This window comes from Micromonospora sp. URMC 105, from assembly GCF_051386295.1.
Taxonomy (GTDB): Bacteria; Actinomycetota; Actinomycetes; order Mycobacteriales; family Micromonosporaceae; genus Micromonospora.
In genome coordinates this window covers 1-24,036 of the sequence record NZ_JBPQTL010000033.1, presented here as the reverse complement: position 1 = coordinate 24,036, position 24,036 = coordinate 1, and the positions used below count along the sequence as shown (strand labels likewise).

At 73.6% G+C, this 24,036-nt stretch carries 23 protein-coding genes; 11 read left to right on the top strand and 12 right to left on the bottom strand.

The features are described 5' to 3' along the window. The first annotated feature begins 1 nt into the window (after window position 1). The gene (locus tag ACSNN7_RS13625) at window positions 2-1,000 is read left to right on the top strand and encodes an ABC transporter ATP-binding protein (protein ID WP_436681109.1); all 999 of its coding nucleotides are present in this window, start codon (window positions 2-4) and stop codon (window positions 998-1,000) included. 149 nt (window positions 1,001-1,149) lie between these two features. Here ACSNN7_RS13625 and ACSNN7_RS13620 read toward each other — a convergent pair whose 3' ends face one another. From ACSNN7_RS13620 to folP, 7 genes are all read right to left on the bottom strand, one after another. Further along, complete coding sequence (locus tag ACSNN7_RS13620) at window positions 1,150-1,650, bottom strand: hypothetical protein (protein WP_436681108.1); 501 nt, start codon at window positions 1,648-1,650, stop codon at window positions 1,150-1,152. Between the two features lie 62 nt (window positions 1,651-1,712). Further along, window positions 1,713-2,018 (bottom strand): hypothetical protein, encoded by a 306-nt coding sequence (locus ACSNN7_RS13615; RefSeq protein ID WP_436681107.1) that lies wholly within the window; start codon window positions 2,016-2,018, stop codon window positions 1,713-1,715. Between the two features lie 152 nt (window positions 2,019-2,170). Further along, entirely contained in the window at window positions 2,171-3,391 is a 1,221-nt protein-coding gene (locus ACSNN7_RS13610; RefSeq protein ID WP_436681106.1) for an ABC transporter permease, read from the bottom strand. Window positions 3,392-3,491: 100 nt separating this feature from the next. After that, window positions 3,492-4,028, bottom strand: coding sequence for a DUF3180 domain-containing protein (locus ACSNN7_RS13605; protein WP_436681105.1), 537 nt, complete (start codon window positions 4,026-4,028; stop codon window positions 3,492-3,494). Between the two features lie 19 nt (window positions 4,029-4,047). Then, window positions 4,048-4,575, bottom strand: coding sequence for a 2-amino-4-hydroxy-6-hydroxymethyldihydropteridine diphosphokinase (folK, locus tag ACSNN7_RS13600; RefSeq protein ID WP_436681104.1), 528 nt, complete (start codon window positions 4,573-4,575; stop codon window positions 4,048-4,050). Continuing rightward, entirely contained in the window at window positions 4,572-4,931 is a 360-nt protein-coding gene (folB, locus tag ACSNN7_RS13595) for a dihydroneopterin aldolase (protein ID WP_436681103.1), read from the bottom strand. The genes folK and folB overlap by 4 nt, the downstream gene beginning before the upstream one ends. Window positions 4,932-5,040: 109 nt before the next feature. After that, complete coding sequence (folP, locus tag ACSNN7_RS13590; RefSeq protein ID WP_436681102.1) at window positions 5,041-5,958, bottom strand: dihydropteroate synthase; 918 nt, start codon at window positions 5,956-5,958, stop codon at window positions 5,041-5,043. A 333-nt stretch (window positions 5,959-6,291) separates the two neighbouring features. On the opposite strand from folP, the gene ACSNN7_RS13585 reads away from it, so the two are divergent. Genes ACSNN7_RS13585 through ACSNN7_RS13555 form a run of 7 tightly spaced genes read left to right on the top strand, consistent with a single transcriptional unit; the run spans window position 6,292 to window position 14,832 of the window. After that, on the top strand, window positions 6,292-6,606 hold the full coding sequence (locus tag ACSNN7_RS13585) for a hypothetical protein (RefSeq protein ID WP_436681101.1): 315 nt from the start codon (window positions 6,292-6,294) through the stop codon (window positions 6,604-6,606). A gap of 13 nt (window positions 6,607-6,619) precedes the next feature. After that, window positions 6,620-6,982, top strand: coding sequence for a hypothetical protein (locus tag ACSNN7_RS13580; protein WP_067302246.1), 363 nt, complete (start codon window positions 6,620-6,622; stop codon window positions 6,980-6,982). Window positions 6,983-7,031: 49 nt separating this feature from the next. Beyond that, window positions 7,032-10,535 carry an ATP-binding protein gene (locus ACSNN7_RS13575; RefSeq protein ID WP_436681100.1) on the top strand — a complete coding sequence of 1,168 codons (3,504 nt, stop codon included), beginning with the start codon at window positions 7,032-7,034 and terminating at the stop codon, window positions 10,533-10,535. Between the two features lies 1 nt (window position 10,536). Continuing rightward, a complete protein-coding gene (locus tag ACSNN7_RS13570) occupies window positions 10,537-12,483 on the top strand; it encodes an MFS transporter (RefSeq protein WP_436681099.1) in 1,947 nt (648 codons plus the stop codon). Continuing rightward, window positions 12,480-13,037, top strand: coding sequence for a hypothetical protein (locus tag ACSNN7_RS13565; protein ID WP_436681098.1), 558 nt, complete (start codon window positions 12,480-12,482; stop codon window positions 13,035-13,037). The genes ACSNN7_RS13570 and ACSNN7_RS13565 overlap by 4 nt, the downstream gene beginning before the upstream one ends. Then, a complete protein-coding gene (locus ACSNN7_RS13560; RefSeq protein WP_436681097.1) occupies window positions 13,034-14,233 on the top strand; it encodes a M23 family metallopeptidase in 1,200 nt (399 codons plus the stop codon). Before ACSNN7_RS13565 ends, ACSNN7_RS13560 begins: the two co-directional genes overlap by 4 nt. Beyond that, on the top strand, window positions 14,230-14,832 hold the full coding sequence (locus tag ACSNN7_RS13555) for a hypothetical protein (RefSeq protein WP_436681096.1): 603 nt from the start codon (window positions 14,230-14,232) through the stop codon (window positions 14,830-14,832). Before ACSNN7_RS13560 ends, ACSNN7_RS13555 begins: the two co-directional genes overlap by 4 nt. A 1-nt stretch (window position 14,833) precedes the next feature. Here ACSNN7_RS13555 and ACSNN7_RS13550 read toward each other — a convergent pair whose 3' ends face one another. After that, window positions 14,834-15,271, bottom strand: a complete 438-nt coding sequence (locus tag ACSNN7_RS13550; RefSeq protein WP_436681095.1) for a hypothetical protein — start codon at window positions 15,269-15,271, stop codon at window positions 14,834-14,836. A gap of 321 nt (window positions 15,272-15,592) precedes the next feature. Between ACSNN7_RS13550 and ACSNN7_RS13545 the strand changes: the two genes are divergently transcribed. Together ACSNN7_RS13545 and ACSNN7_RS13540 are read left to right on the top strand one after the other, a co-directional pair. Further along, a complete protein-coding gene (locus ACSNN7_RS13545; RefSeq protein WP_436681094.1) occupies window positions 15,593-18,160 on the top strand; it encodes an FtsK/SpoIIIE domain-containing protein in 2,568 nt (855 codons plus the stop codon). After that, window positions 18,157-18,885, top strand: a complete 729-nt coding sequence (locus tag ACSNN7_RS13540; protein WP_436681093.1) for a hypothetical protein — start codon at window positions 18,157-18,159, stop codon at window positions 18,883-18,885. The genes ACSNN7_RS13545 and ACSNN7_RS13540 overlap by 4 nt, the downstream gene beginning before the upstream one ends. 55 nt (window positions 18,886-18,940) lie before the next feature. On the opposite strand, the gene folE is transcribed toward ACSNN7_RS13540, so the two are convergent. The 4 genes from folE to ACSNN7_RS13520 all read right to left on the bottom strand — a co-directional run bounded on the left by folE (window position 18,941) and on the right by ACSNN7_RS13520 (window position 22,913). Continuing rightward, window positions 18,941-19,606, bottom strand: coding sequence for a GTP cyclohydrolase I FolE (folE, locus tag ACSNN7_RS13535; protein WP_436681133.1), 666 nt, complete (start codon window positions 19,604-19,606; stop codon window positions 18,941-18,943). A 38-nt stretch (window positions 19,607-19,644) separates the two neighbouring features. Further along, window positions 19,645-21,648 carry an ATP-dependent zinc metalloprotease FtsH gene (gene ftsH, locus ACSNN7_RS13530; RefSeq protein ID WP_334455681.1) on the bottom strand — a complete coding sequence of 668 codons (2,004 nt, stop codon included), beginning with the start codon at window positions 21,646-21,648 and terminating at the stop codon, window positions 19,645-19,647. Window positions 21,649-22,100: 452 nt separating this feature from the next. Continuing rightward, the gene (hpt, locus tag ACSNN7_RS13525) at window positions 22,101-22,676 is read right to left on the bottom strand and encodes a hypoxanthine phosphoribosyltransferase (protein ID WP_088976453.1); all 576 of its coding nucleotides are present in this window, start codon (window positions 22,674-22,676) and stop codon (window positions 22,101-22,103) included. Between the two features lie 99 nt (window positions 22,677-22,775). Then, entirely contained in the window at window positions 22,776-22,913 is a 138-nt protein-coding gene (locus tag ACSNN7_RS13520) for a hypothetical protein (protein WP_436681092.1), read from the bottom strand. A gap of 151 nt (window positions 22,914-23,064) precedes the next feature. Here ACSNN7_RS13520 and ACSNN7_RS13515 point away from each other — a divergent pair, with 151 nt between their 5' ends. Continuing rightward, on the top strand, window positions 23,065-24,027 hold the full coding sequence (locus ACSNN7_RS13515; protein ID WP_436681091.1) for a GlxA family transcriptional regulator: 963 nt from the start codon (window positions 23,065-23,067) through the stop codon (window positions 24,025-24,027). Window positions 24,028-24,036 lie beyond the last annotated feature (9 nt).

Sequence of the window (24,036 nt, the reverse complement as noted above, 5' to 3'; positions counted from 1 at the left end):
CGTGGACGTTACCCCGGGTACCACCGGCGACGCGGGACACAGCGCGGCCTCGATCACGCTGGACGGCATCCGCAAGCGCTACCCGGACGGCACCGAGGCGGTACGCGAGCTGAGCCTGGAGGTGAAGGCCGGCGAGCTGGTGGTGCTGATCGGCCCGTCGGGGTGCGGCAAGTCCACCGTGCTGCGCATGATCAACCGGCTGATCGAGCCGACCGGGGGCCGCATCCTGCTCGGCGACGAGGACATCACCCGGGTCGACCCGGTGAAGCTGCGCCGGCGCATCGGCTACGTGATCCAGAACGTCGGGCTCTTCCCACACCAGACGGTGCACACCAACGTGGGCACGGTGCCCCGGCTGCTCGGCTGGCCGAAGGAGCGGATCCGCCGCCGCGCTGACGAGCTGCTGGAGCTGGTCGGGCTGGACCCCGCGCAGTTCGGGCGCCGCTACCCGCACGAGCTCTCCGGCGGGCAGCGGCAGCGGGTCGGGGTGGCCCGGGCACTCGCCGCCGACCCGGTGGTGCTGCTGATGGACGAGCCGTTCTCGGCGGTCGACCCGATCGTCCGGACCCGGTTGCAGGAGGAGTTCCTCCGGCTCCAGGCCGAGGTCCGCAAGACCATCGTGCTGGTCACCCACGACCTGGACGAGGCGGTCCGGCTCGGCGACCGGATCGCGGTGCTCTCCCAGGGGGGCCGGCTGGAGCAGTACGACCCACCGGCCGCCCTGCTCGGCGCCCCCGCCTCGCCGTTCGTCCGCGAGTTCGTCGGCGCCGACCGGGGCATCCGCCGGCTCGCCGTCACCCCGCTCACCCGCGACGCGCTCGCCCCGCTGGCCGGCGCGACCGCCGACCTGCCGGCGGTGCCGCTGGGCGGCTCCGCGTACGACGCGCTGGCGACGATGCTGACCACGGGTTCCGAGGCGGTCGTGGTCACCGCCGACGGCGAACCGGTCGGCGCGCTCAGCCGGACCCGGGTGCTCGAACTCGGCCAGACCGGCGTCTGAGACGGCCGCGCCGTCGGGGCGCGCGACCTGGCCGGTCCGGCGTCAGCCGCGGCGGGCGGCGGTCAGGCCCGGCCGGTGCGGCGGGCGGCGGTCAGACCCGGCTGTCGCCGCGGGCGGCGGTCAGGCCCGGCTGTCGCCGCAGGCGGCGGTCAGGCCCGGCCGCCGAGGCTGGCGGTGCCGATGATCCAGCCGGCGAAGAAGCCGTAGGTCGCGCCCGTGCCGGTGGTCTGGAAGTCGGCGAGCAGCGGCCCGTCCGAGGTCAGCAGCGCCGCCAGCAGCGTCGCGGTCGCGGCGGCGAGGACGTACGCGGCCCAGCCGGAGAAGAACTGGCTGACCGATCCCTGCACCCGGGCCACCTGCGAGGTGGGCAGCAGGTAGAGGAAGGTCGTGGCGAACACCAGCAGCAGGATGGCCCGCAGGTCGGTGGCGAGCACGCTCTGCTCCCCGCCGGCCGCCTCCAGCCGCCAGGCCGGCCAGGCGAGCAGCCGCAGGAACCAGCCACCGGCGGAGTTCGGGTCGGTGTGCGCCTCGGCCCAGTCGACGTACCACGGGCTGCCACCCACCCCGACCAGGATGAGCGCGGCCAGGGTGCCGGTGCCCGCGGCGGTGCCGTACCCGCTGACGGTCCGGGGGCGGTTGGTGAGGGCCATGCGGCGGGATGTTCCCGACCCACCCCGGCGGGCAAACCTGCCCCACCCGGCGGTCCGACCGGTCAGTGCTTCACCAGGTAGTCGATGAACGCCGCCCGCAGCAGCGGCTCCGCCTCCTCGTAACCGTGGCCGGTCAGCTCCCGCCACAGCGCCGAGGCCTCGTCGATGATCGGGCCGACCGAGTTCGGCGCCCCGTCCAGCACGGCGGCCTCGTCGGCGTTCGGCAGGTGCCGCAGCACCGACCAGAAGAAGCCCACGTCGCGGCGCTCCCGGGCCAGCGCGAAGGCCCGCTCCCGCAGCTCCTCGGTGGAGAGCGCGTCGAGCTCGTCGAAGGTGCGGCCGGTACCGGCGGAAGGAGTCTCGCTCATGCCCGCGAGCCTAACCGGCGAGATCACCTACGGCCCGTCATCCCAGCGGCGCGGCCACACCGGCCGTCATCGGACACGCGGCGCGGCCTCAGCGTTCGTCGTCGCACACGCGGCATGGTCACCCCGGTCTTCGTCGCACACGCGGCGCGGCCTCAGCGGTCGTCGTCGTCCCAGCGGCGCGGCCCGGTCTCCCAGCGGGGCGCCTCCCAGGGGTCCGGCGGGGTTCCGGTCGACTGGGCCGGCAGCGCGGGCGGCCAGTTGTCGACGCTGCTCGACCGGGGCAGCGACCAACCCGAGATGATCATGCCGTCGCCGGCGGGAGTGATCTCGGCCGGTTCGCCGCTCACCCCGCGCGGTCGCCCGCACGCCTCGACCAGCCGGGTCACCACCAGCCCGGCGCCCAGCGCCGCGCCGGCGACCGTCCACCGGGAGACCGTCCAGCCGTGCGCGGCGGCCCAGGCCAGGAAGACCGCCACCACGCCCACCGCGAGCAGGGTGCCGAAGATGCCGCCCCGCCGACCGTACGCGCTGGTCCCGCCGAGCATCGCGACGCCGACCGCCAGCACCGTCCAGTCCAGCCCGGACACCGGTGCGACCGGGCCGGTGCCGTTGGCGGCCAGCAGCACCCCGGCCAGCATGGCGAGCACGGTCGAGCCGACCAGCGACACGGCGGTGACCAGGGCCGCCAGCACGCCCCGGCGGCGGGCCGGGTCGACCACCGGCCGGAACCGGCCGACCACCCGCCGGACCGCCCGGATCGCGCCGAAGAGCCCGCCCAGCGCGGCGACGGCCGCGAACCCGGCGAAGAGGTAGTAGGCGGTGCGGCGCGGGTCGTAGTCGGCCTGCACCACGACGGGGCTGCTCCGCCGCTCGATGTAGACGATCACGCCCGCGGCGGCGGCGAGGCTGGCCGCCCAGCCGGGCACGTGCAGCACCACCACGGCCAGGGCCAGGGCGAGGCCGCCGACGGCGGCGGCCACCAGGGCCGGGGTGAGCGCCGCGGTGACACCCCGGTCACCCTGCTCGGAGAAGTGCAGCGCGGCGGCGACCGCGACCGGGCCGACCGCCAGGTTCACCGCCGCGGTGCGCAGGCTCAGCCCGGCGGCGAGGGCGAGCAGTCCGAGCGCGACCACGTCGACCAGGAGGGTGCGCAGGCCGTCGCCGCGCAGCGTGTCGGCGTCCTCCCGGCGGAGCAGGAGAACCAGGGCCACCAGGCCGACCAGGAGAACGATCTCCCACACCAGGTGCACGGCGATCCGGTCCCGGCCCGGCTCGCCGTGCGCGGGATCGTCGAAGACGTTCTCCAGTACGGCGGCGGGCACCCCCGGTGCGGGCTCCGCGGACCCGGCTCGGCCTGGTTCGTCGTACGCCATGCCGCGCGCCTCCCACGTGGCCGGCCGTCCTCGTCGACGGCCGTCTGCTCCGGTCGCCAGGGACGGTACCTGCGCGCGCGGCCGGGCGTAACCCCCCTGATCAGCGGCGGGGCTGGGGACCCTGCCGCTCGCCGGGCTCGCGGTCCTCGTCGTCCTCCTGCGCGGGGACCCGGCAGGCGCGTTCGAGCCAGAGCGCGGCGACGGTCAGGGCCAGCGCGGCGAGCAACCCGGCGCCGGCCGCCGGACGGTCGTTCATGGCGGCGTTGGTGTCCTCGATGAACAGCCACCCGGTCAGCCCCGCGTAGCAGCCCGTGAAGATCGCCCCGGCCAGCGAGGACGCCTTGGCCAGCACCACGAACCGGGCGACCAGCAGCGGGTTCACCGGGTACCGGCCGGGCCGGCGCTCGATCCGGCTGCGGGTGTTGGCCGCCGCGTACGCCTCGAGCACCGCGAGCGCGCCCAGCGTGACCACCGGCAGCCAGGGCAGGTCCGGCGCGACGTCGTAGTAGAAGGTGCTGATCAGCAGCCAGGCCACCGCGGCGGCGGCGAGGGCGGCGACGACCAGGGTGGAGATCCGGGTGGGACCCATCCGGAAGCGGTCGGGTTCGCTCCCGCGCGGGGGCTGCGCCTGGGTCATGCCGGCCGGCTCCACTCGGTCATGGGGTCGACTCTAACGCCAGATCGGGCCGAGGGCTCAGTTCCAGCGCGTCACCGGCGAGCGGTTCGGCGTTGAGCAGGTCGGTCAGCCAGCCGTGCCCGGGCAGCCGGCCGTGCGGTTCGATGTCGATCCACGGCCGCAGCACGAACGCCCGCAGGTGGGCCCGGGGATGCGGCAGCGTCAATTCGGGGTCGTCGCTGCGCACGGGCTCGCCGGCGGCGTCCCAGACGGCGACGACGTCCACGTCCAGGGTGCGCGGCCCGAAGCGGCGCTCCGGGTCGCGGGTCCGGCCCGCCGCCCGCTCGGCGGCCCGGGCCCGGTCCAGCCAGTCGCGGGGGGTCGCCGCCGGGTCCGCGACCATCACCGCCGCGTTGAGGTACGCCGGCTGGTCGGTGTCCCCCCACGGTGGAGTCTCGTAGACACCGGAGACCACCAGGACCGCGTCGCCGAGCCCGGCGACCGCCGCCCGCAGGTGGGCGAGGCGGTCGCCGAGGTTGCTGCCGAGGGAGAGCACGGCCCGGGTCATCGGGTCCGCCGCATCGTCACGGCGACGTCGGTGAAGGTGTGCGGGATCGGCGCCTCGGGCTTGTGCACGGTGACGGTGGCGGCGGCGACCAGCGGCTCGGCCAGGCAGACCGCGAGCAGCCGGTCGGCGAGCGTCTCGATCAGCGCGACCGGTTCGCCGGTGATCACCGCGACCAGCTTCTCGGCCAGCTCGCCGTAGTGCACCGTGTCGGTCACCTCGTCGGAGCGGGCGGCCGGGCCCAGGTCGACCTCCAGCACCGCGTCGACGACGAACTCCTGCCCCTGGGCGCGTTCGAAGTCGTACACGCCGTGCCGGCCGCGCGCCCGCAGGCCGGTCAACTCGATCCGGTCGGTCATCGTGCTCCCTCGTCCCGGCCGCCGTACCCGGCCGTCCCCACCCCGGACGCGGTCGGCGCGTCCGCTCGCTCTGGTGCCGCCGGCGTGCCCGGCGCCATTGCGGCCGCGCTCACCGCGCCCGCTCGCTCTCCCGCCCAGCGCCGGCCGCGGGCACGCCGACATCGCCAGCGTCCAGACCGGTGGGCTCGGCGGCCAGTCGCGGGCGGCCGGTGGCCTGCCAGACGGCGAGCGCGTCGGTGGTGCCGCGCACGTCGTGCACGCGTACCCCCCAGGCGCCGGCCGCGACGGCGAGCAGGCTGGTGGCGACGGTGGCCGCCTCCCGGTCCTGCGTGGGTCGCGGCTCGCCGTCGGCGTCGGCCAGCAACCGACCGAGGTACGACTTGCGGCTCGCCCCGAACAGCAGCGGGAAACCGAGCGCGACCAGCTCGGGCAGGCGGGCGCTGAGCTCCCAGTTGTGCGCGGCGGTCTTGGCGAAGCCGAGCCCGGGGTCGACGATGATCCGGTCGGCGGAAACCCCGGCGGCCAGCGCCTCGTCGACCCGCCGGCCCAGCTCGGCGCGCACGTCGGCGACCACGTCGGTGTAGCTGGCCAGCTCGCGCATGCCGCGCGAGTGGCCGCGCCAGTGCATCAGCACCCAGGGGCAGCCGGCGTCGCGCACCACCCGGGCCATGTCCGCGTCGGCGAGCCCGCCGGAGACGTCGTTGACCACGGCGGCCCCGGCCGCCAGGGCCGCCTCGGCGACCGAGGCCCGGCTGGTGTCGATGCTGACCGCGACGCCGGCCGCGACGAGTTCCCGGACCACCGGCAGGACCCGGGCCGCCTCGGTCGCGGCGTCGACCCGGTCGGCGCCCGGCCGGGTGGACTCGCCACCGACGTCGACCAGCGCGGCGCCCTCGGCGCGCAGCCGGGTTCCGTGCGCGACCGCGGCGTCGAGGTCGGCGTACCGGCCGCCGTCGGAGAAGGAGTCGGGCGTGACGTTGAGGACGCCCATCACCACCGGGGCCTGGGCCCGTACCAGATCGGTCACGACTAGACGGTACCGGTCGGGCAGGCCCCGCCCGCCGACCCCCTGACATGCGCATTGGAACAGGTGTACGATCGGTCGTCCGGGTCGAATCGGGCCGAGTCTTCGCGGGTTGTCGCAAAGGGGGGCGGCCCGTACGCTGTGGAATTGCCCAGCATCGAGATGGCGAAGCCTGGAGGGAGGGCCGAAGCGGGAAGAATCCCCCCAAAGCTCACCACTCTCCGTGGTGGGCAACGAACGTAGCGTCGCCGACGCTGCGCTGAGTGAGCATATTTCCCGCCAGGCTTGCCTACTGCACCGCCGCGGCACCGCCGGCCGCGACATGGGGAGGTTCCAGTGATCGCCTTCGAGCTCATGCAGACGGCGACGTCCGGCGTCGCGCAGGCCCTGCACACCCTGGCGACGGCGCCGCTCGCCGCGGAGGCTCCGAAGGGCATCGACACCAACGGCGTCGTCACCTTCTTCGCCAGCAAGATCGCACCCATTCTGCTCGCCGTGCTCGGCGTCATCTTCATCGGCCGCGCCAGCCGGGGTGAGATCTCCAAGGTGCTCACCAGCTCCGCCATCGCGATCGTCGGCCTGGCCTTCATCGCCGGGGCGGCCACACTCTTCTTCGTCGGTGACTACCTGATCGACCTGATCTTCGAATAGGCCCGGGCGAGACATGCGGCTGCGCACCGACGACGACATCTACCGGGCTCGCCTGGTCTACCTCGGGCCGCCCGGCTACACCCTTCCCGTCCACCTGCCGTACGCCCAGTACGGCCTGTTCATGCTGCTCGTACCCCTCTACATGTTCATCCACTGGTTGTTCACGCTGCAGGTCGAGCTCTTCCCCGCCTGGGAGATCGCGCTCGCCATCGTGAGCACCTCGTTCATCTTCCGGTACGTCGACCCGGACCGGCCGGCACGGATGGTCATCCGCACCGCCCTGACCGACTGGCGACGCACCCGGGAGCCGGCCGCCGAACTGCGGGACCCCCGCCTGGTCGGCAGCCGGATCAGGATCAGGGAGGAACTGGCATGACCGGGCGTACCTCGATCGGGCAGTCGGACCACGCGGGTGAGGCGGTCGCATGAGTCGCTCTTCCACGCCGGGTCTCCCGGCCGGACGGCACAGCGCCCCGCACGGTAACCGTGCGCGGTCGCTCGACTACCCGGACGAGGAGGCCCGGGACGAGCAGCCGTACGACCCGGCCCTGGTGACCAGCCCCGGGCACGGTGGCGTCGGTGTCTTCCAGGCCCCCCGGCCGACGAACGGCCGTGGCGTACCGCCGGTCGAGCCGGGCCCGCCGATGCTGGTCGGCGACGGCACCGACATCGACTCCCCGTTCCTCGACCTCTTCGGCGGCCCGGTCGCGCCGCCGCGCCCCGGCCCGCCGCCCCCGGTGTCGGCCCCGCGCCACGGCGGCCGGGAGCACCCGCCGATCCCGCACCAGCCGGCGGCCCCGCCCGCGTCGGTCGCACCGGCGCCCGCCATCGAGACGCCCGCGCCCCCAGCGATCGAGGCCCCGCCGGCCGCCGACCGGGCACCGCGTGGCCGCGTCCCGCACCAGCCCGGTGATCGCCTGCCCGTGCTCCGTCCGCCCGCCGAGCCCGAGCCGGTCCCGGATCGACCGGCGCAGACGCCGACCCCGCGCGCACCACGCGCGCTGGAAGCCGAGGCACGCACCGCCCGCGAGGCCGCCGAACGCGGCCGGCGGGAGACCGTCGAACGGACCCGCCGGGACAGCGCCGAGCGCGCCCGCCGGGAGACCGTCGAACCGGTACGTTCCGAGCCGGCCGAGCCGGAGTGGCCCGAGCCGGAGGAGCTGCCCCGGGCGGTGCCCGCCGGGCCGTCGCGGCGCGAGGCCGGGGAGCCGACCCGTCACGCGGTGGCCGAGCCGGGCCGACGCCAGCTGGCCGAGCCCGGGCCGCGCGAGCCGGCGGAGCGGGCCTCCCGGGAGCTGGCACCGCCGCGCCAGCGCGCGGCCAGCCGGCGCACGCCCGCCAAGCCCGTCCGGGTACGCCCCCCGAAGATCAAGTTTGGTGACCGGGACCCGTCGATCGAGCTGGCGATCACCGAGATCGCCGGTCACCTGACCTTCACCCCCAACACCGTCACCGCCTGGTACTGGCTGCCCGAGGTGCGCTGGGCGTTCCGGCCGGACGCCGAGCGGGAGGCGCTGCTCTCGGCGATCTCCGAGCAGTACGCCGGCCTGGCCGGGTTCCGGCTGCACCTGCGCCGCACCACCCGCCCGTTCCCGGCGGACGAGTGGGCCCGCACCATCGACACGCACACCGCCGCGCCGCTGCCCGACGTCCCCGGCACGCCCGGCTGGGCCGACCACCTGGTCGCCGCTCAGCGGCACCTGATGTCGGTGAACCACGCCGAAGGGCAGACCTACCTCGGCGTCACCTTCGCCCGGCGCTCGCTCGGCGACTCGCTCACCGAACGGGTGCTGCGCGCCTTCGGCCGGGGCACCGCCGACGGCGAGCGCCGCAAACTGGGCCGCACCGTCGAGCAGTTCGACGAGGTGCTGGGCGCGTTCGGCATGCGCGGTCGCCGGGTGACCGCGCAGGAGCTGGAATGGCTGCTCTACCGCTCGGTCGCGCTCTGCATGGCGCCGCCGGGCACGCTCTCGCCGGTGACCAACGGCCGGTGGGAGCGGGGCGACCTGCTCGCCCTCACCGAGCAGGTCGAGCGCTACCGCACCCCGTACGGCTCCACCGTGAAGCTGGTCAACCGGATGACCGGCGAGGAGCGGCACGTCGCCGTGCTCGCGGTCGGCCGGATGGAGCCGCTGGAGATCCCCGAGCGGCACGAACCGTGGCTGCACTTCCACGAGCGGCTGCCCTGGCCGATGGAGATCTCCACCCGGGTCGACATCCTCGGCTCCGGCGACTCCTTCCGTAACCTCGAGCACCGGCTGCGGATGATCCGCTCGCAGCAGCTCGACTACGCCGAGCACGGCATCGACGCCCCGCCCGAGCTGGAACGACTGGCCAAGCGGGCGCTGGTGATCGGCGACGAGATGACCACCGGCCTGCCGGTGGACTCGGCCCGGGCGCACGGCTGGCACCGGATCGCCGTCGGCGGCCGGACCCGGGAGGAGTGCCTGGAACGGGCCCGCCGGCTCATCCAGCTCTACTCCCGCGAGCTGCGCATCTCGCTGCAGCACCCGAAGAACCAGGACTGGCTGGCCCGCGAGTTCATCCCCGGCGAGCCGATCGCCAACACCGGATACGTCCGCCGGATGCCGGTCAACCTGCTCGCCGCCGCGCTGCCGCAGGCCGCCTCCACGGTCGGCGACCGCCGGGGTGACCTGATCGGGCGTACCGCCGGCACCTGCCGCCGGCCAGTCTTCCTCGACCTGCACTTCCCGATGGAGGTCCGGGAACGCTCCGGCCTGGCGGTCTTCGTGGCCGAGCCGGGCGGTGGCAAGTCGACCCTGCTCGGTGCCCTGGGCTACCTCGCCGCCCGGCGCGGGGTGCAGGTGACCCTGCTGGACCCGTCCGGCCCGCTGGCCCGGCTCTGCGCGATGCCGGAGCTGCGACCGTACTCCCGGGTGCTCAACCTGACCGGGTCGGAGCACGGGACGCTGGCGCCGTACTCGCTCATCCCCACTCCGCTGCGCAGCGAGTTCGGCAGCGGTGCGGCCGGCGACCGGGAGTTCGCGATCGCGGTCTCCAACGCCCGCGCCGAGCGCCGGATGCTGGTGCAGGACATCTGCATGATGCTGGTCCCGCCGCAGGTGGCCCGCGAGGCGTCCACCGCAACCCTGTTCCGGCACGCCGTACGCCAGGTGCCGGCGGAGGAGACCTCCACCCTGGACGACGTGGTCGCCTGCCTGCAGGGAATGGACGACGACGCCGGCCGGGAGCTGGCCAACCTGCTGCTCGACACCGCCGAGATGCCACTGGCGATGCTCTTCTTCGGCCGCCCGCCGGAGGGGCTGCTCGGCGCCGACGCGGCGCTCACCGTGATCACCATGGCCGGCCTGCGGCTCCCCGATCTCAAGATCGAACGGGAGTACTGGTCCGCCGAGGAGGCGCTGGCGCTGCCGATGCTGCACACCGCGCACCGCCTCGCCGTACGCCGCTGCTACGGCGGGTCGATGTCGTCGCGCAAGCTGGTCGGCCTGGACGAGGCGCACTTCATGGAGGGCTGGCGCTCCGGCCGGTCGTTCCTGGTCCGGCTCGCCCGGGACTCCCGCAAGTGGAACCTCGCCGCCCTGGTCGCCTCGCAGAACCCGAAGGACATCCTCGGCCTGGACGTGCAGAACCTCGTCTCCACCGTCTTCGTCGGGCGGATCGCCGAGGACGCCGAGATCGCCTCCGAGGCGCTACGGCTGCTCCGGGTGCCGGTCGACGACGGGTACGAGGCCACCCTCGCCTCGCTCTCCGCCGTCGACGCCACCTCGGCCGACCGGCTCGGCTTCCGCGAGTTCGTCATGCGCGACGTGGACGGCCGGGTGCAGAAGGTCCGGGTCGACGTGTCGTACGTCGAGGGGCTGCTGCAGCACCTCGACACCACCCCCGCCGCGGTCGCCCAGGTGGCCGGGCAACTGCCGACCGTCCTGGCTGACCTGGAGGCGTGACATGGCGAGGGCCCGGGCACGGATCGCGGCGCTCCTCCTCGCGCTCGGCGTACTCGCCGGGGCCACGATCGGCTGGCCGGTGGTCGGGGCGACACCGGCCTCGGCGGCCCCGCCGGTTGCGGCCCAGGCGGCGGCGGAGCTGTGCAGCACGAAGGAGTGGCAGGCCGACTTCCGCGCCTGCGTCGCCAAGCTGCAGGATGTGACCAGCGCGCGAGCGGAATGCCTCGATCCGCCCACCCCGGGCGCTCCGGACGCCGGTCTGGCTGGATGGTTCGCGGGCGAGCCGCCCGCGTCGTCAACGGGCGGAGTAACCGGGCGCTACAGCCTTTATGGCTACGCGGGCTACAGCTACAACACTTATGACTTGGGCTGCGGGTCCTCGGTACTCCATGCTGACTACAAGTTCACCACCACGGTGGCGAACGGCGAGTTCATGATCGCGACTGCGGTCATCGGCGCGTCGAACGCCCTTCGGGAACGGGCGTGGGACCCGCGCTCGATGTGGGGTTGGGCCGACCCGCTGGTGGAGAAGTCGACCAAGGCGGTCTACCAGAAGGTGTTTAGTGTCTTCGGCATCGTCACGCTCTGCGTGGTGGGCCTCTATCTGCTCTGGCGGTCCCGCCAGTCGGACATGAGCAACGCGATGACCACGGCCGGCTGGGCGCTGCTGGTGATGGTCGCGGTGACCGCCCTGGCCGCCTGGCCCGTCAAGTCCGCCAACATCGCCGACGGCACCCTCATCACCACCCTCGGCGTCGTCCACGACGCGGTGGGCCCTCAGGCAAAGGAGCCCGCACCGGGACGGTGCATCGACCCCGATCCCAACCGCTGCAAGGACCTCCGCCCACCCGCTGTCCGCGCCAGCGACACCGCAACCGAGACCATGCTCTACCGAAACTGGCTGCGCGGCGTCCTCGGCTCGGCGGACAGCGAAACCGCGAAGAAATACGGCCCTGCGCTTTACGACGCCCGCTCCTTGACCTGGGGAGAAGCCAAGTCGATCCGGGCGAATCCGGCGACGCGCGCGGCCACCATCAAGGCCAAGCAGCAGCAGTGGATGAAGGTCACCGAACAGATCAGCAAGGAGGACCCCGAGGCGTACGAGTATCTCCAGGGCACTCGGGACATGGACCGCATCGGCGCTGGCTTCATCGCCGTGCTGGCCTCGTTGCTCTTCGCGATGTTCGACCTGACCGCGTCCCTGCTGGTGCTGCTCGGCTTCCTGATCTTCCGGTGGGCGGTAATCGCGGCACCCATTCTGGGCACGGTCGGCCTCCTGCGGCCCGCCAGCGCCGGGCTACGTCGCCTCGGCAACGCGGTGGTCGCCGCCCTCTTCAACATCGCCATCTTCGGTACCGGGGCCGCCATCTACCTCTTCGCGGTGGACCTGATCATGAGCACGCCCAGCCTGCCAGGCTGGCTGCAGGTGGTGCTGGTCTGGCTCTGCGGCGTGGTCGGCTGGCTGCTGCTGCGCCCGTACCGGCGGATCACCCAGCTCGGAGGCAAGGACAGCAGCGAGGCGGTCAGCTCGGCCGGCTCCTGGCACCGTCGCTTCTTCCGCGACATGCGGGTCGCCGCGCGGCTCGACGTGGTGGAGCCGGGTGGCACGACCGAGCCGGCCCTCGGCCGGCGCCGCGGGCTGGCGCTGGAGCCGTCGAACCTGCGCCCGGAGGCCCGGCGCGAGGACCCCTCGCACGCCTCCACCACCCTCGCCGTGCGGGATCGACCGGACGGCCGGGAACGCGCCGACGAGACGGACCCTCCCGAGGTGCGCTCCGGCGACGGTGCGCGGACCACCGCGCCGCGTCCCCGCCGTCGGCAGCCAGCCAGCTGGACAGAGCCGGACGTGCCCGAGGAGTCGCCCGCCTTCGTCGTGTACCGACCGGATTCCGCCGAGCGCGCACCGGCCAGCAGGCCGAACCCCCGGGTGCGCTCCGAGGCCCGGTGACGGCCATGCGGCGAGCGATCGAGTTCCTGGCCACCCGGGTTCTGCGGTCCCGGACCGGCGTCGCGCTCGCGATCGCCGTGGTGGTTTTCGCCATCATCGGTACGGCCCGGCTTGCCAGCGGGCCCGCCGACCCGGCCAGCGGCCTCAGCAGCCGGCCAAACGAGCCCATCACGACGGTGGACCCAGAGGCGGGCGACGATGGTGTCATCGCCGCACCGGTGCCACCGTCGCCCAAGACTCGTCCCGGTGAACTCACTCCCGAACAGACCGCGGACCAGTTCACCACGGCCTGGCTGGGTGGATCCGACACGAGTGCGGCCAAGTGGCAGGCGGATCTGCGACCGCTCTCCACCTCGTCGCTGACGGAGAAGTTGACCGGCGTCGACCCGACGGAGGTGCCGACGGTGAGGGTGACAGGTGAACCGACTGTTCGACCACGCACCGAAGCCTTCGTGGAGGTGCTGGTCCCACTCGACGCTGGGCGACTTCGGCTGGAGTTGGTAGCACCGGACGGCCGCTGGTTGGTTGACGCAGTGGATTGGGAGCGGGAGTGACGGCGCACGGGTCGGACGGGAGCCAGCAGCCCCGTCGCCGACTCCGCCTCAGTTTCCTGCTAACCGCACTCACCGCCACACTCACGCTGCTCTGCTGCGGTGGTGGCACTGCGGCCTTCTTCCTCACCAACCTCGGCAACGAGCAGAAGAACCTCACCGGCGGGGAACTGAAGTGCGAAGAGGACCACCGCGTCCAGGTCACCGGTGACATGCCCCGCCTCGCCAAGTACGGCCCGACCCAAATGCGCAACGCAGCTGTGATCATCAAGGTTGGCCAGGAGATGAAGGTGCCGCCCCGTGGTTGGGTGATTGCCGTGGCGACCGCCATGCAGGAGTCTGCGCTGCGCAACCTTGCCAACAGCACGGTTGCTGGTTCCGGTCGATATTCGAACGAGGGCGTCGGCGCCGACCACGACTCGGTCGGCCTGTTCCAGCAGCGGGCCGGCTGGGGCAGCGTCGGGCAACGAATGAGCCCGGACTACGCAGCCCGGAAGTTCTACGAGAAGCTGCTCAAGGTGGACGGGTGGGAACAGCTACCGTTGACCCTGGCGGCCCAGCGGGTCCAGATCAGCGCCTACCCGGACGCATACGCCAAGCACGAGGACATCGCCGGCCAGATCGTGAACGCGTTGACGCAAGGGGGCGCCCGGACGGTGCTGATCGCCGACAGGGCCGTCTGCGACCGGGCCTCCGCCAAGATGATCGCCGCCTCCGGCTGGACCTCGCCGATCCCCGGCAGAGTGGGCTCCGGCTTCCGAACGGCGAGCCGACCACAGCACCACGGGGTGGACATCGCCGCACCCAAGGGGACCACGCCGATCCACGCGGCGGCCACCGGACGGGTGCTGGTGGCTCGCTGCGACCCCGACCGCCGGGGCCGGCTCGACTGCGACGTGGACGGCTACCCCGGCAAGGGCGGCTGCGGCTGGTTCGTCGACATCCTGCACGCCGGCGGGTACATCTCCCGCTACTGCCACATGGTGGAGAAGCCGCGGGTCGTCCCCGGTCAGGAGGTGCGAGCCGGTGAGGTAATCGGACGGGTGGGCAGCAGCGGCAACTCCTCCGGCCCGCACCTGCACTTCGAGGTGCACCAGGACGGCGACCGCAGCTCCCGCGGGGCGATCGACCCGGTGCCGTTCATGCGGCAGCGGGGTGCACCCCTCAACGGCTCGAGCGTGAGGCACGCGGAACGATGACCGGTCCGCTGCCGGATCCCTTCGCCGGCCAGCCCGACTGGGCGCCACTGACACCCCGGCCGGTGGAGATCGTGCCCGCCACCGGGCGGGTCGAGCTGCGCGGCCGGCGGGTGCTGGTCGGGCTGCCGGGCCTGGGCTGGCGGGGCGACCTGCGGGCCGACGAACGGGTGGTGCAGGGCAGCCGCACCTACGTGCCGGTGATCCCCGAGCACGAGTGGTACCGGGCCGAGTCCGACCAGGTCGAGGTCTTCGCGCCGTTGATCCCGGTCGATCGGGTCTGGGTCGAGACGCTCGGGGAGCGTCCGCGCCCGGGCGCGGCCGGTCGCGAGCAGGGCATCCGGCTGGTCTCGCTGGACGAGCCGGCCCACCGGACGCCCACGCCGGTCTTCGAGGCGGACACGGTCAGCGGGCGACGGGTGGTGCACGTGGAGGACTCGGTCGAGCACCGGGACCTGCGTGCGGTGACCGAGACCTACTCCGGCGCCGACGGCGACATCTGCGTCCGGGTCACTCCGGAACTGGAGTGGTACCGGTGGGCCTGGCGTGGCCAGCCACCGACCACCCTGGAGGTGCCGGTGCATCTCCTGTGGATCGAGTGACTCACCGGGCGGGAGCAGCCGAGCAGACCCGCCAACCCTCACGCTGGTCGGCGACCTCGAAGCGCCAGGTGTCCGTCAGGCTCTGCTGAACACCGTCGATGGTGGCACTTCTCCTGATGACAGCGTGGACGGCGGCAGAGGTGGCATCGGTCTTGTTGACGGCGACATCCTCAATGTTGATCGAGAAGACGATACCGAGTTCCTGCTCTCGAGCCGTCATCTGATCCCGGAATCCATCAACCGCCGGTAGCGGTCCGGCGCAGGTGAACAGGTTCGCCTTGCTGTCGTCCCGGGCGACCAACGCCGCCTGCAGGTAGTTGACGACGACCACATCCGGCGCGCTGCGATCCGGCGTCGTGGCGCGGTCGTACAGCACGTAGCCGATCACCGCCCCACTCACGCAGAGCAGCGCCAGCACCCCCGCGACCACGGTGAGCACGGTGCGGGTCCGGCGGGGCGGCTGCTGCGGCGCCGGCGCGACGGCAGGGGGTGCCAGCTGATCCGGCGGGGTCCGCTGCGCCGGTACGCGGGAGACCTGGGAACCGGCGGGGGGCTGCACTGATTCCACCCCCTGAGGCTATCGGCTGAGCGCCTCGTACCCAATGCCCCAGATCCTGCGGATGGTGACAGGACGAACCCGTGACGTGAGAGTTCGGCACGCTTTGCGACAAGACCGCTCCGCACCGCCGCGCTTCCCGGGCGAGCGGACGGACCTGGGATACCGTCTGGGCTCGGGAGGTTTCCAGCCTCGGAAAGAGGGGTGGACACGGTGGCCGGTCCGAAGTCGCGCACGAACCGTGCCGCCGCTCTGCACCGGCGGGCCGCCGCCACCGCCGCCGCGGCCGCCGGCGTGCTCGACGAGACCCGCCCCGCCCCCGCCGACCAGCGCCGGCAGTACGAGCTGGCGGACCGGCTGCGTACGGCGGCGACGGTGCTCGCCCCCGGCTGGGCCGGCGCTCCGCTGGACGGCCTGCCGCCGGACACCCCGGCGGGCGAGGAGAACCCGCCCTTCGTGCGGGTCGGCACCGCCGCCCCGCTGGACGACGCCCGCTTCCCCGCGCTGGTGCCGCTGCTCGGCACCGGTCACCTCTCGCTCGACGTCGACGCCCGGGAGCCCCGGGCGGTCGGGCTGCTCCGGGCCGTACTGCTGCGGCTGCTGGCCGCGACGCCGGCCGGCTGCCTGCTGGTGCGCGCGGTGGACGGCGTCGGCGCGGGCGACACCTTCGCGCCCTTCGCGGCACTGGGCGACGCGGGCCTGCTGCCGCCGCCGGCGGTGGACGTGGCCGGCCTGCGGGCGGTGCTCACCGAGGCCGAGCAGTGGGTCTCCCCCGGCACCGGTCGGCCGCGCCGGCACGATCGGACGCTGCTGCTGGTGATCGCCGGGCTGCCGGAGCTGACCGGGCCGAGCGACCTGGCCCGGATCGAGGCGCTGGCCGCGCAGGGCCGTCCCGCCGGCCTGCATCTGGTGGTCGCCGGCTGGCCGCCTCCCGGCCCGTACGCGGCCCGCCCGCCGCTGCCGCAGGCCACCCCGTTGCAGCTGCGAACCGCGTACGCGCTGCTCGGGGATCCGCCGGGGAGCCCGTTCAGCGGGCCGGGCGGGGACGCGCCGGGCGGCTTGAACTCGCCGGTCTTCGTGGACGACGACCCGGGGCCGGACCTCATCGCGGCGGTCTGCCGCCGGCTCGCCGAGCAGGTGGAGGCCGGTTCCCGGCTGGGCCTGGCCGAGCTGCTGCCGCCGGCGGAGGAGCCGTTGTGGCAGGCCGGCTCGGCCGACGGGCTCTCGACGACCGTGGGCGACGCGAACGGGCGGCCGGTGCCGGTGGGCTTCACCGAGCTGACGCCGCACTGGTTGGTCAGCGGTCGCTCCGACGCCGGCCGCTCGGCGTTCCTCACCATCGCGTTGCTCGGCCTCGCCGCCCGCTACGGCCCGGACGAGCTGGCCCTGAACCTGGTGGACCTCGGCGACGGTGAGTCCTTCGTGGAGTTCCTGCAGACCGAGCGGGACCGCTCCTGGGTGCCGCAGGTCCGGACCGCCGCGATGGCCGCCGACCCGGAGTACGTGCGCGACCTGTTCGACCAGCTCACGGCGGAGATCCGCCGGCGCGAGGAGGCGGGTGCACGGGCCGGCGGGCAGCGTTACGCGCAGCTGCGGGAGCACCAGTCGCTGCCCCGGATCGTCTGCGTGATCGACAACTTCCCGCTGCTCCTGGCGACCCGGGACCCGGTCGCCGCCGACGTGCTCGCCCGCCTGGACGGGCTGGCCCGCGCCGGGCGCGCGTACGGGATCCACCTGGTGCTGGCCGGCGCGGGTGACCTGGGCATCGGCGCCGGGCCGGCACCGCGGGACTCGGTGCTGGGGCAGTTCCCGGTGCGGGTGGCGCTCTCCGGCGGCGGCGCGGTGCTCGCGCCCACCAACGACGCCGCGGCGGGCCTGGCGGTGGGCAGCGCGGTGGTCAACACCGCGGGTGGGCTGGGCGGCCCGCGTGGGGCCACCCGCGGTCACGAGCGCCTGGTCCGCTTCCCCGACCCGCACGACGCCCCGGAGATCGTCGAACGGCTGCGGCACCGGCTCTTCGAGGCCCGCCCGGAGGGGACCACCCCGCCGGTGGTCTTCGCGGGCTGGGCCCGGCCGCTGCTGCGCAACGACCCTCGGCTGCGGGCCGCCCTGGCGGGGCGGGCCGGTGGGCCGGCCGCCCTGCTCGGCCGGGCGGTGGACGTGGCCCGGACGACGGTGGCCGTCCCGCTCGGCCCGGTGGCCGGGCGCAATCTCGCCGTCCTCGGCGCGGGCGCGGGGGCGGCCGGGCTGCTGGCGAACGCCGCGCGCAGCACCGCCGCCCACCATCCGCCGGGTACGGCCCGGTTCGTGCTCGCACCGCTGGCTGCGGGGTCCGCCGCGGTGGCCGCCGGGTTGTCGGCCGAGCTGGCGCAGCGGCAGCAGGTGGAGACGGTCGACGCGGCGGGGCTGCTCGGCGCGATCGACGGCGCCGGGCCGGCGTACCTGGTGGTCTTCGGGGTGGACCTGGCGACGGCGGAGGAGTTGCCGGCGGAGCGGCTGCGCACGCTGCTGCGCGAGGGTCCGCCGGCCGGGGTCCACCTGCTGGGCTGGTGGCGGACGGTGCCGCCGTTCGCCGCGCTGCTGGCGCCGGACGGCGAGGTGGACAAGCTGGCCACGGTCGCCGCGGTGGACGTGCCGGGAGCGATGCTCGGTGCGGTCTTCGGCCGGCCGGTGGAGTGGCGGCCCCGCTCCGGCCGGGTTGTGCTCTGGGACGGTCCGGGCGAGCGGGGCACCGTGCTGGTGCCGTTCGCCGACGGGGAGGAGCCGGCGTGAGCGGGCGTGGTGAGGGTGCCGCCGTGGTGGGCGTCGGCGAGGTGACGGCGCCGGTCCGGCAGCGGGTCGGTGACGAGCCGGTCGGCGCGGTGGCCGCCGCGTGGACGGACTACCTGGCCGCCGCCCGGCAGCTGGACGGGGTACGCCGCGGCGCGGCGACCGCCGCCGCCGAGCAGGCCCGGGCGGTGGAGCTGGCCCGGGGGGAACTGACCAAGCTGCACGCCCGGCTGGCGCCGCAGCAGGCCGGGCTGCGGGAGCAGGGCGTACCGGCGATCTCGCTGACCCCGACGCCGCCGGAGCTGACCGAGGCGGCCCGGTCGATGGTCGGCGGCCCGGCGGCGGTGCTGGCCGCGCTGCGGGTGGCTCGCGGGTGGGCGGACGCGGCCGACGCGACGCTGGCCGCGCAGGGTCCGCTGCGCCCGGCGGCCTGGCCGCCCCGGGCCCGCAACCTGCTGGTGTACGGCCCGTTGGCGCTGCTGGTGCCGGTCGTCCAGCTGGTCGTCCTCGTGCTCGCCGGGCCGGGCGCGGCGAGCCTGGTGGCGCTGGTGGTGGGGCTGCCGATGCCGGCGGTCGCGTTCGGGGCGGGCTGGGTGGCGGTGGGTCGGCTCTTTCCGCCCCGTCCGGGTGAGCGGCTGGACCGGACGCCCCGGCTGGGCGCGCTGACCTGCCTGGTTCCGGCGGTGGCGACCGCGAGCGCGATCATGCTGGCGATGCTGGCCGGCTGAGACGCGACGGCCGCGCCGCCCCAAGGGAGCGCCGCGGCCGGTCGGACGGTACGGGTCAGCGCGGGATGATCAGGGCCATCGCCTCGGCGCGCGACTTCGCATCGTGCTGGAGGGTGCCCCGCACGGCCGAGGTGATGGTCTTGGCGCCGCTCTTCTGGATGCCGCGCATCGCCATGCACATGTGCTCGCAGTCGAGCACCACGACGACGCCGCGCGGTGCCAGCTTGGTCATCAGCAGGTCGGCGATCTGCGAGGTGAGCCGCTCCTGGACCTGGGGGCGGCGGGCGAAGACCTCGACCAGCCGGGCCAGCTTGGACAGGCCGGTGATCCGGCCGTCCGGCCCGGGGATGTAGCCGATGTGCGCGCTGCCCCGGAACGGCAGCAGGTGGTGCTCGCAGAGGCTCATCACGTCGATGTCCCGGACGAGCACCAGTTCCTCGTGGTTGGCCTCGAAGGTGGTGCTGAGCACCTGGGCCGGGTCGACCCGGAGGCCGGCGAAGAGTTCCGCGTACGCCCGGGCAACCCGGGCCGGGGTCTGCTGGAGTCCGTCCCGGTCGGGGTCCTCCCCGACCGCGATGAGGATCTCGCGGACGGCCTTCTCGATCCGGTCGAGGTCCATGGTGTCCTCGATCGGGCGGCCGGTCAGCTTGCCGCTGATCAGCCGGGCGGCCACGTAGTCCAGGGCCTCGTCGCCGTCGGGCTCGGTCGACGAGGCGGCCAGCCCCGAGGAGTGCTCGGGGCCGGCCGCGGCGTCGGTGTTCAGTGGGTACCGTCCGAGTTGTTCGAGCCGCCGACGGACAGGCCGTCGGCCTGGGCCTGCGCCTTGAGCTTGTCCTTCTCGGCCGGGGTGAGCACCGGGGGCTCGGTGGAGGGCTGACGCTTGCCGAAGCCGTTGTAGGGGGCCATCGGCGGGCGCTTCGCCACCCGGGCGCAGATCCGGGCCATGTCGGCGGTGGAGAGGGTCTCCTTCTCCATCAGCTCCAGGACGATGTTGTCCAGGACGTCCCGGTATTCCACCAGGATCTCCCAGGCCTCGTCGTGGGCCAGCTCGATCAGGGCTCGCATCTCGCCGTCGATCTCGGCGGCCACCGCGTCGGAGTAGTCCCGCTCGTGGCCCATGTTGCGGCCGAGGAACGGCTCGTCGCCGCTGGTGCCGTACTTGATCGCACCGAGCTTGGAGCTCATGCCGTACTGGGTGATCATCGCGCGGGCCAGCTGGGTGGCCTTCTCGATGTCGTTGCCGGCCCCGGTGGTCGGCTCGTGGAAGACCAGCTCCTCGGCGGCCCGGCCACCCAGCGCGTACGCCAGGGTGTCGACCATCTCGGCGCGGGTCTGGGTGTACTTGTCCTCCGTCGGCAGGACCAGGGTGTGGCCCAGCGAGCGGCCACGGGACAGGATCGTCACCTTGTGCACCGGCGCGGCGTGCGGCAGCGCCCAGGCGACCAGCGCGTGGCCACCCTCGTGGTACGCGGTGATCTTCTTCTCCTGGTCGCTCATCACCCGGGTCCGGCGCTGCGGACCGGCGATCACCCGGTCGATCGACTCCTCCAGGGAGTCGTTGGTGATCGCCCGCTGGTCCTTGCGGGCGGTGAGCAGGGCCGACTCGTTGATGACGTTGGCCAGGTCGGCGCCGCTGAAGCCGGGGGTCCGCCGGGCCACCGAGTCGAGGTCGACGTCGGGGGTGAACGGCTTGCCCTTGGCGTGCACCCGCAGGATGGCCTTGCGGCCCTCCATGTCGGGGGCGTCCACCGGGATCTGCCGGTCGAAGCGGCCCGGGCGCAGCAGCGCCGGGTCGAGGATGTCCGGCCGGTTGGTGGCGGCGATCAGGATGACCCCGCCCTTGGTGTCGAAGCCGTCCATCTCGACGAGCAGCTGGTTGAGGGTCTGCTCGCGCTCGTCGTGGCCGCCGCCCATGCCGGCGCCACGGTGCCGGCCGACGGCGTCGATCTCGTCGACGAAGACGATCGCCGGGGCGTTCGCCTTGGCCTGCTCGAAGAGGTCGCGGACCCGGCTGGCGCCGACACCGACGAACATCTCCACGAAGTCGGAACCGGAGATCGAGTAGAACGGCACCCCGGCCTCGCCGGCCACCGCGCGGGCGAGCAGCGTCTTACCGGTACCGGGCGGGCCGAAGAGCAGCACGCCCTTCGGGATCTTGGCGCCCAGGGCCTGGTACTTCGCCGGGTTCTGCAGGAAGTCCTTGATCTCGTGCAGTTCCTCGACGGCCTCCTCGGCCCCGGCCACGTCCGCGAACGTGGTCTTCGGCGTGTCCTTGGTGATCATCTTCGCCTTGGACTTGCCGAAGTTGAGCACCCGGGAGCCGCCGCCCTGCATCTGCGACATGAAGAAGATCAGCAGGAGCACCAGCAGGGCGATCGGGAGCAGGTTGACCAGCAGGCTCACCCAGATGCTGTCGGACGACACCTTGGCGTCGGCCGGGCCGGTGACCCGGTTGGCCGCCTTGGCCGCGAGGACGTCGTTCCAGACCTCGTCGCCGACCTCGTACGGGAACTGGGCCTCGATCCGGTCGGTCGTGGTGTCGCCGAACTTGGTCTTCTGGGCCAGGTTGAGCTGGAGCGTCTGCTCCTTGTCCTGGAAGACGACCTTGTTGATCTTGGCGGTGTGGAGCTGGTCGAGCGCAACGGAAGTGTCCACGCGGTGGTAGCTGGGACCAGCGGTGAACAGCTGACTGAGCACAACGGCGCCGAGGATGACCAGGATGATCCAGACCACCGGTCGGCGGAAGAAACGCGTACGTTCCATGCTGTTGTCGAGCGCCGAGACGCCCGCATCCTCCTGATCGACGTCCTGACCGTCTGAATGGTGTCGCCGCTTGGCGGCGCCGAGCCGCCGTGCGGGCCGGCCTCGACCCCGAGGCGCGCCAACTGCCGCGCCGCGGTCATTCGACGGTACACCGTGCGCGCGAGGAGTGAGCTTGCGAGCCCCGCAGTCGCGCACATCCAAAATGCGGTGTGCGCCAGGAGTGAGCTTCTGAGCCCAGCACTTACGCGGACGGCGAACCGGGGTTTCAGCCGGTGTGGCGGAAGCTCCGCACCCGGCCACCCGACCGCCGGTCACACACGGGTCGAGGGGTCGGGCGTGGAGAACACCTCCACGCCACCGGCACCTACCGTAGTCCGATTTGCTGAGAGCCCGCTGAACGTCCGCTCGATGAAGGCCGATACGGCCGGCTCCCGGGCCGGTCGGGCGAGGGCTCAGGCCCGGGCGTAGACCTCAGGCTTGAGCACGCCGACGTAGGGCAGCTCGCGGTAGCGCTCGCCGAAGTCGAGGCCGTAGCCGACCACGAACTCGGTCGGGATGTCGAAGCCGACGTACTTCACCGGCACGGGGACCTTCACCGCGTCCGGCTTGCGGAACAGGGCGACCACCTCGACGCTGGCCGCGGAGCGGGACTCCAGGTAGCGCAGCAGCCAGGAGAGGGTCAGGCCGGAGTCGACGATGTCCTCGACGACGACCACGTGCCGACCGGCGATGTCCCGGTCCAGGTCCTTGAGGATGCGGACCACGCCGGAGGAGGTGGTGCCCTGGCCGTACGAGGAGACGGCCATGAACTCCAGTTCGGCCGGGGGGCCGTGCCGGCCCAGCGCCCGGGCGAAGTCGGCCATGAACATGACCGCGCCCTTGAGCACGCAGACGAGCAGGAGTCCGTCCTCGACGCCGGCGTAGTCCGCCGAGACCTGCTTGGCGAGTTCCGCGGTCTTCTCGCGGATCTGCGCCTCGGAGATGATCACGTGATCGATGTCGGCGTCGTACCAGGAGCCGTCAGCCATGCTCCTAGCCTGCCGTACGCCGACTGGCCTCCGTCGGCGGGGCCGCCCCTTTTGGCGCGGTCCCGCCGTGGATTTTTTTGGCAATCCGGACCAATCACCTCAGCAGGTGCGGGACTGCCAGCGGCGACCCTGGTCGGTCGGCTTCCAGTCGGCCGAGTCGCGGCTGTCCGCGGTGAGGCCGGCGGCCGAGGCGACGGCCAGGGCGACGAGGAAGAGCAGGAGCAGCAGGAGTTCCATGGCGGCGCTCGCTTTCGCGTTGGTTTGGACTGTTTTCGCCGCCGGTGCGCACCGGACTGGTACCAGTTTCCGCCCGCCGCCCGGAGCCGGACAGTGGCAGAAATGCCATTGCCCCTCGATTTACTGCCATCGGTGGCGTTACCCTCGTCACATGCTTCGATCCGTCGCCGTCGTCGCCCTCGACCAGGTCGCCCCGTTCGAGCTCGGCGTGCTCGCCGAGGTCTTCGGTACCGACCGGACTGCCGACGGCTTCCCCGGCTACCGGTTCGCCGTCTGCACCGCCGACGGCGGCCCGGTCCGCACCTCCTCCGGTTTCGGCCTCACACCGCACGCCGACCTCGGCCCGGTCGAGGAGGCCGACCTGGTCGCCGTGCCGGCCCACAGCCAGGGCTGCGCGGTGCCCGAGCCGGTGCTGGACGCGCTGCGCCGGGCCGCCGACCGGGGGGCGTACCTGCTCAGCGTCTGCTCCGGCGCCTTCGTGCTGGGCGCGGCGGGGCTGCTCGACGGCCGGGAGTGCACCACCCATTGGCGGTACGTCGACGAGCTGCAACGCCGCCACCCGGCCGCCCGGGTCCGCTGCAACTCGCTCTACGTCGCCGACGGGCCGGTGCTCACCAGCGCCGGCACCGCCGCCGGCATCGACGCCTGCCTGCACCTCGTCCGCCAGGAGCACGGCTCGGCCACCGCCACCCGGCTGGCCCGCCGGATGGTCGTCCCTCCGCACCGCGACGGCGGCCAGTCCCAGTACGTCGAGGCGCCGATCGCGGCCACGCCGGAGGCCCCCACCCTGGAGCCGGTGCTGAGCTGGCTGATCGGGCACCTGGACCGGCCGACCACGGTGGACGAGCTGGCCGCCCGCGCGGGCATGTCGGCGCGGACCTTCGCCCGCCGGTTCCGGGCCGAGACCGGCACCACCCCGCACGACTGGCTCACCAACCAGCGGGTGCTGCTGGCCCGGCGGCTGCTGGAGGAGACCCGGCTGAGCGTGGAGAGCGTGGCCGACCGGGCCGGCTTCGGCGACGCCGCCGCCCTGCGCCACCACTTCACCCGCCGGGTCGGCACCACCCCCCAGGCCTACCGCACCACCTTCCGCGACCGAGTGACCACCCCCTGACCCCCGCCG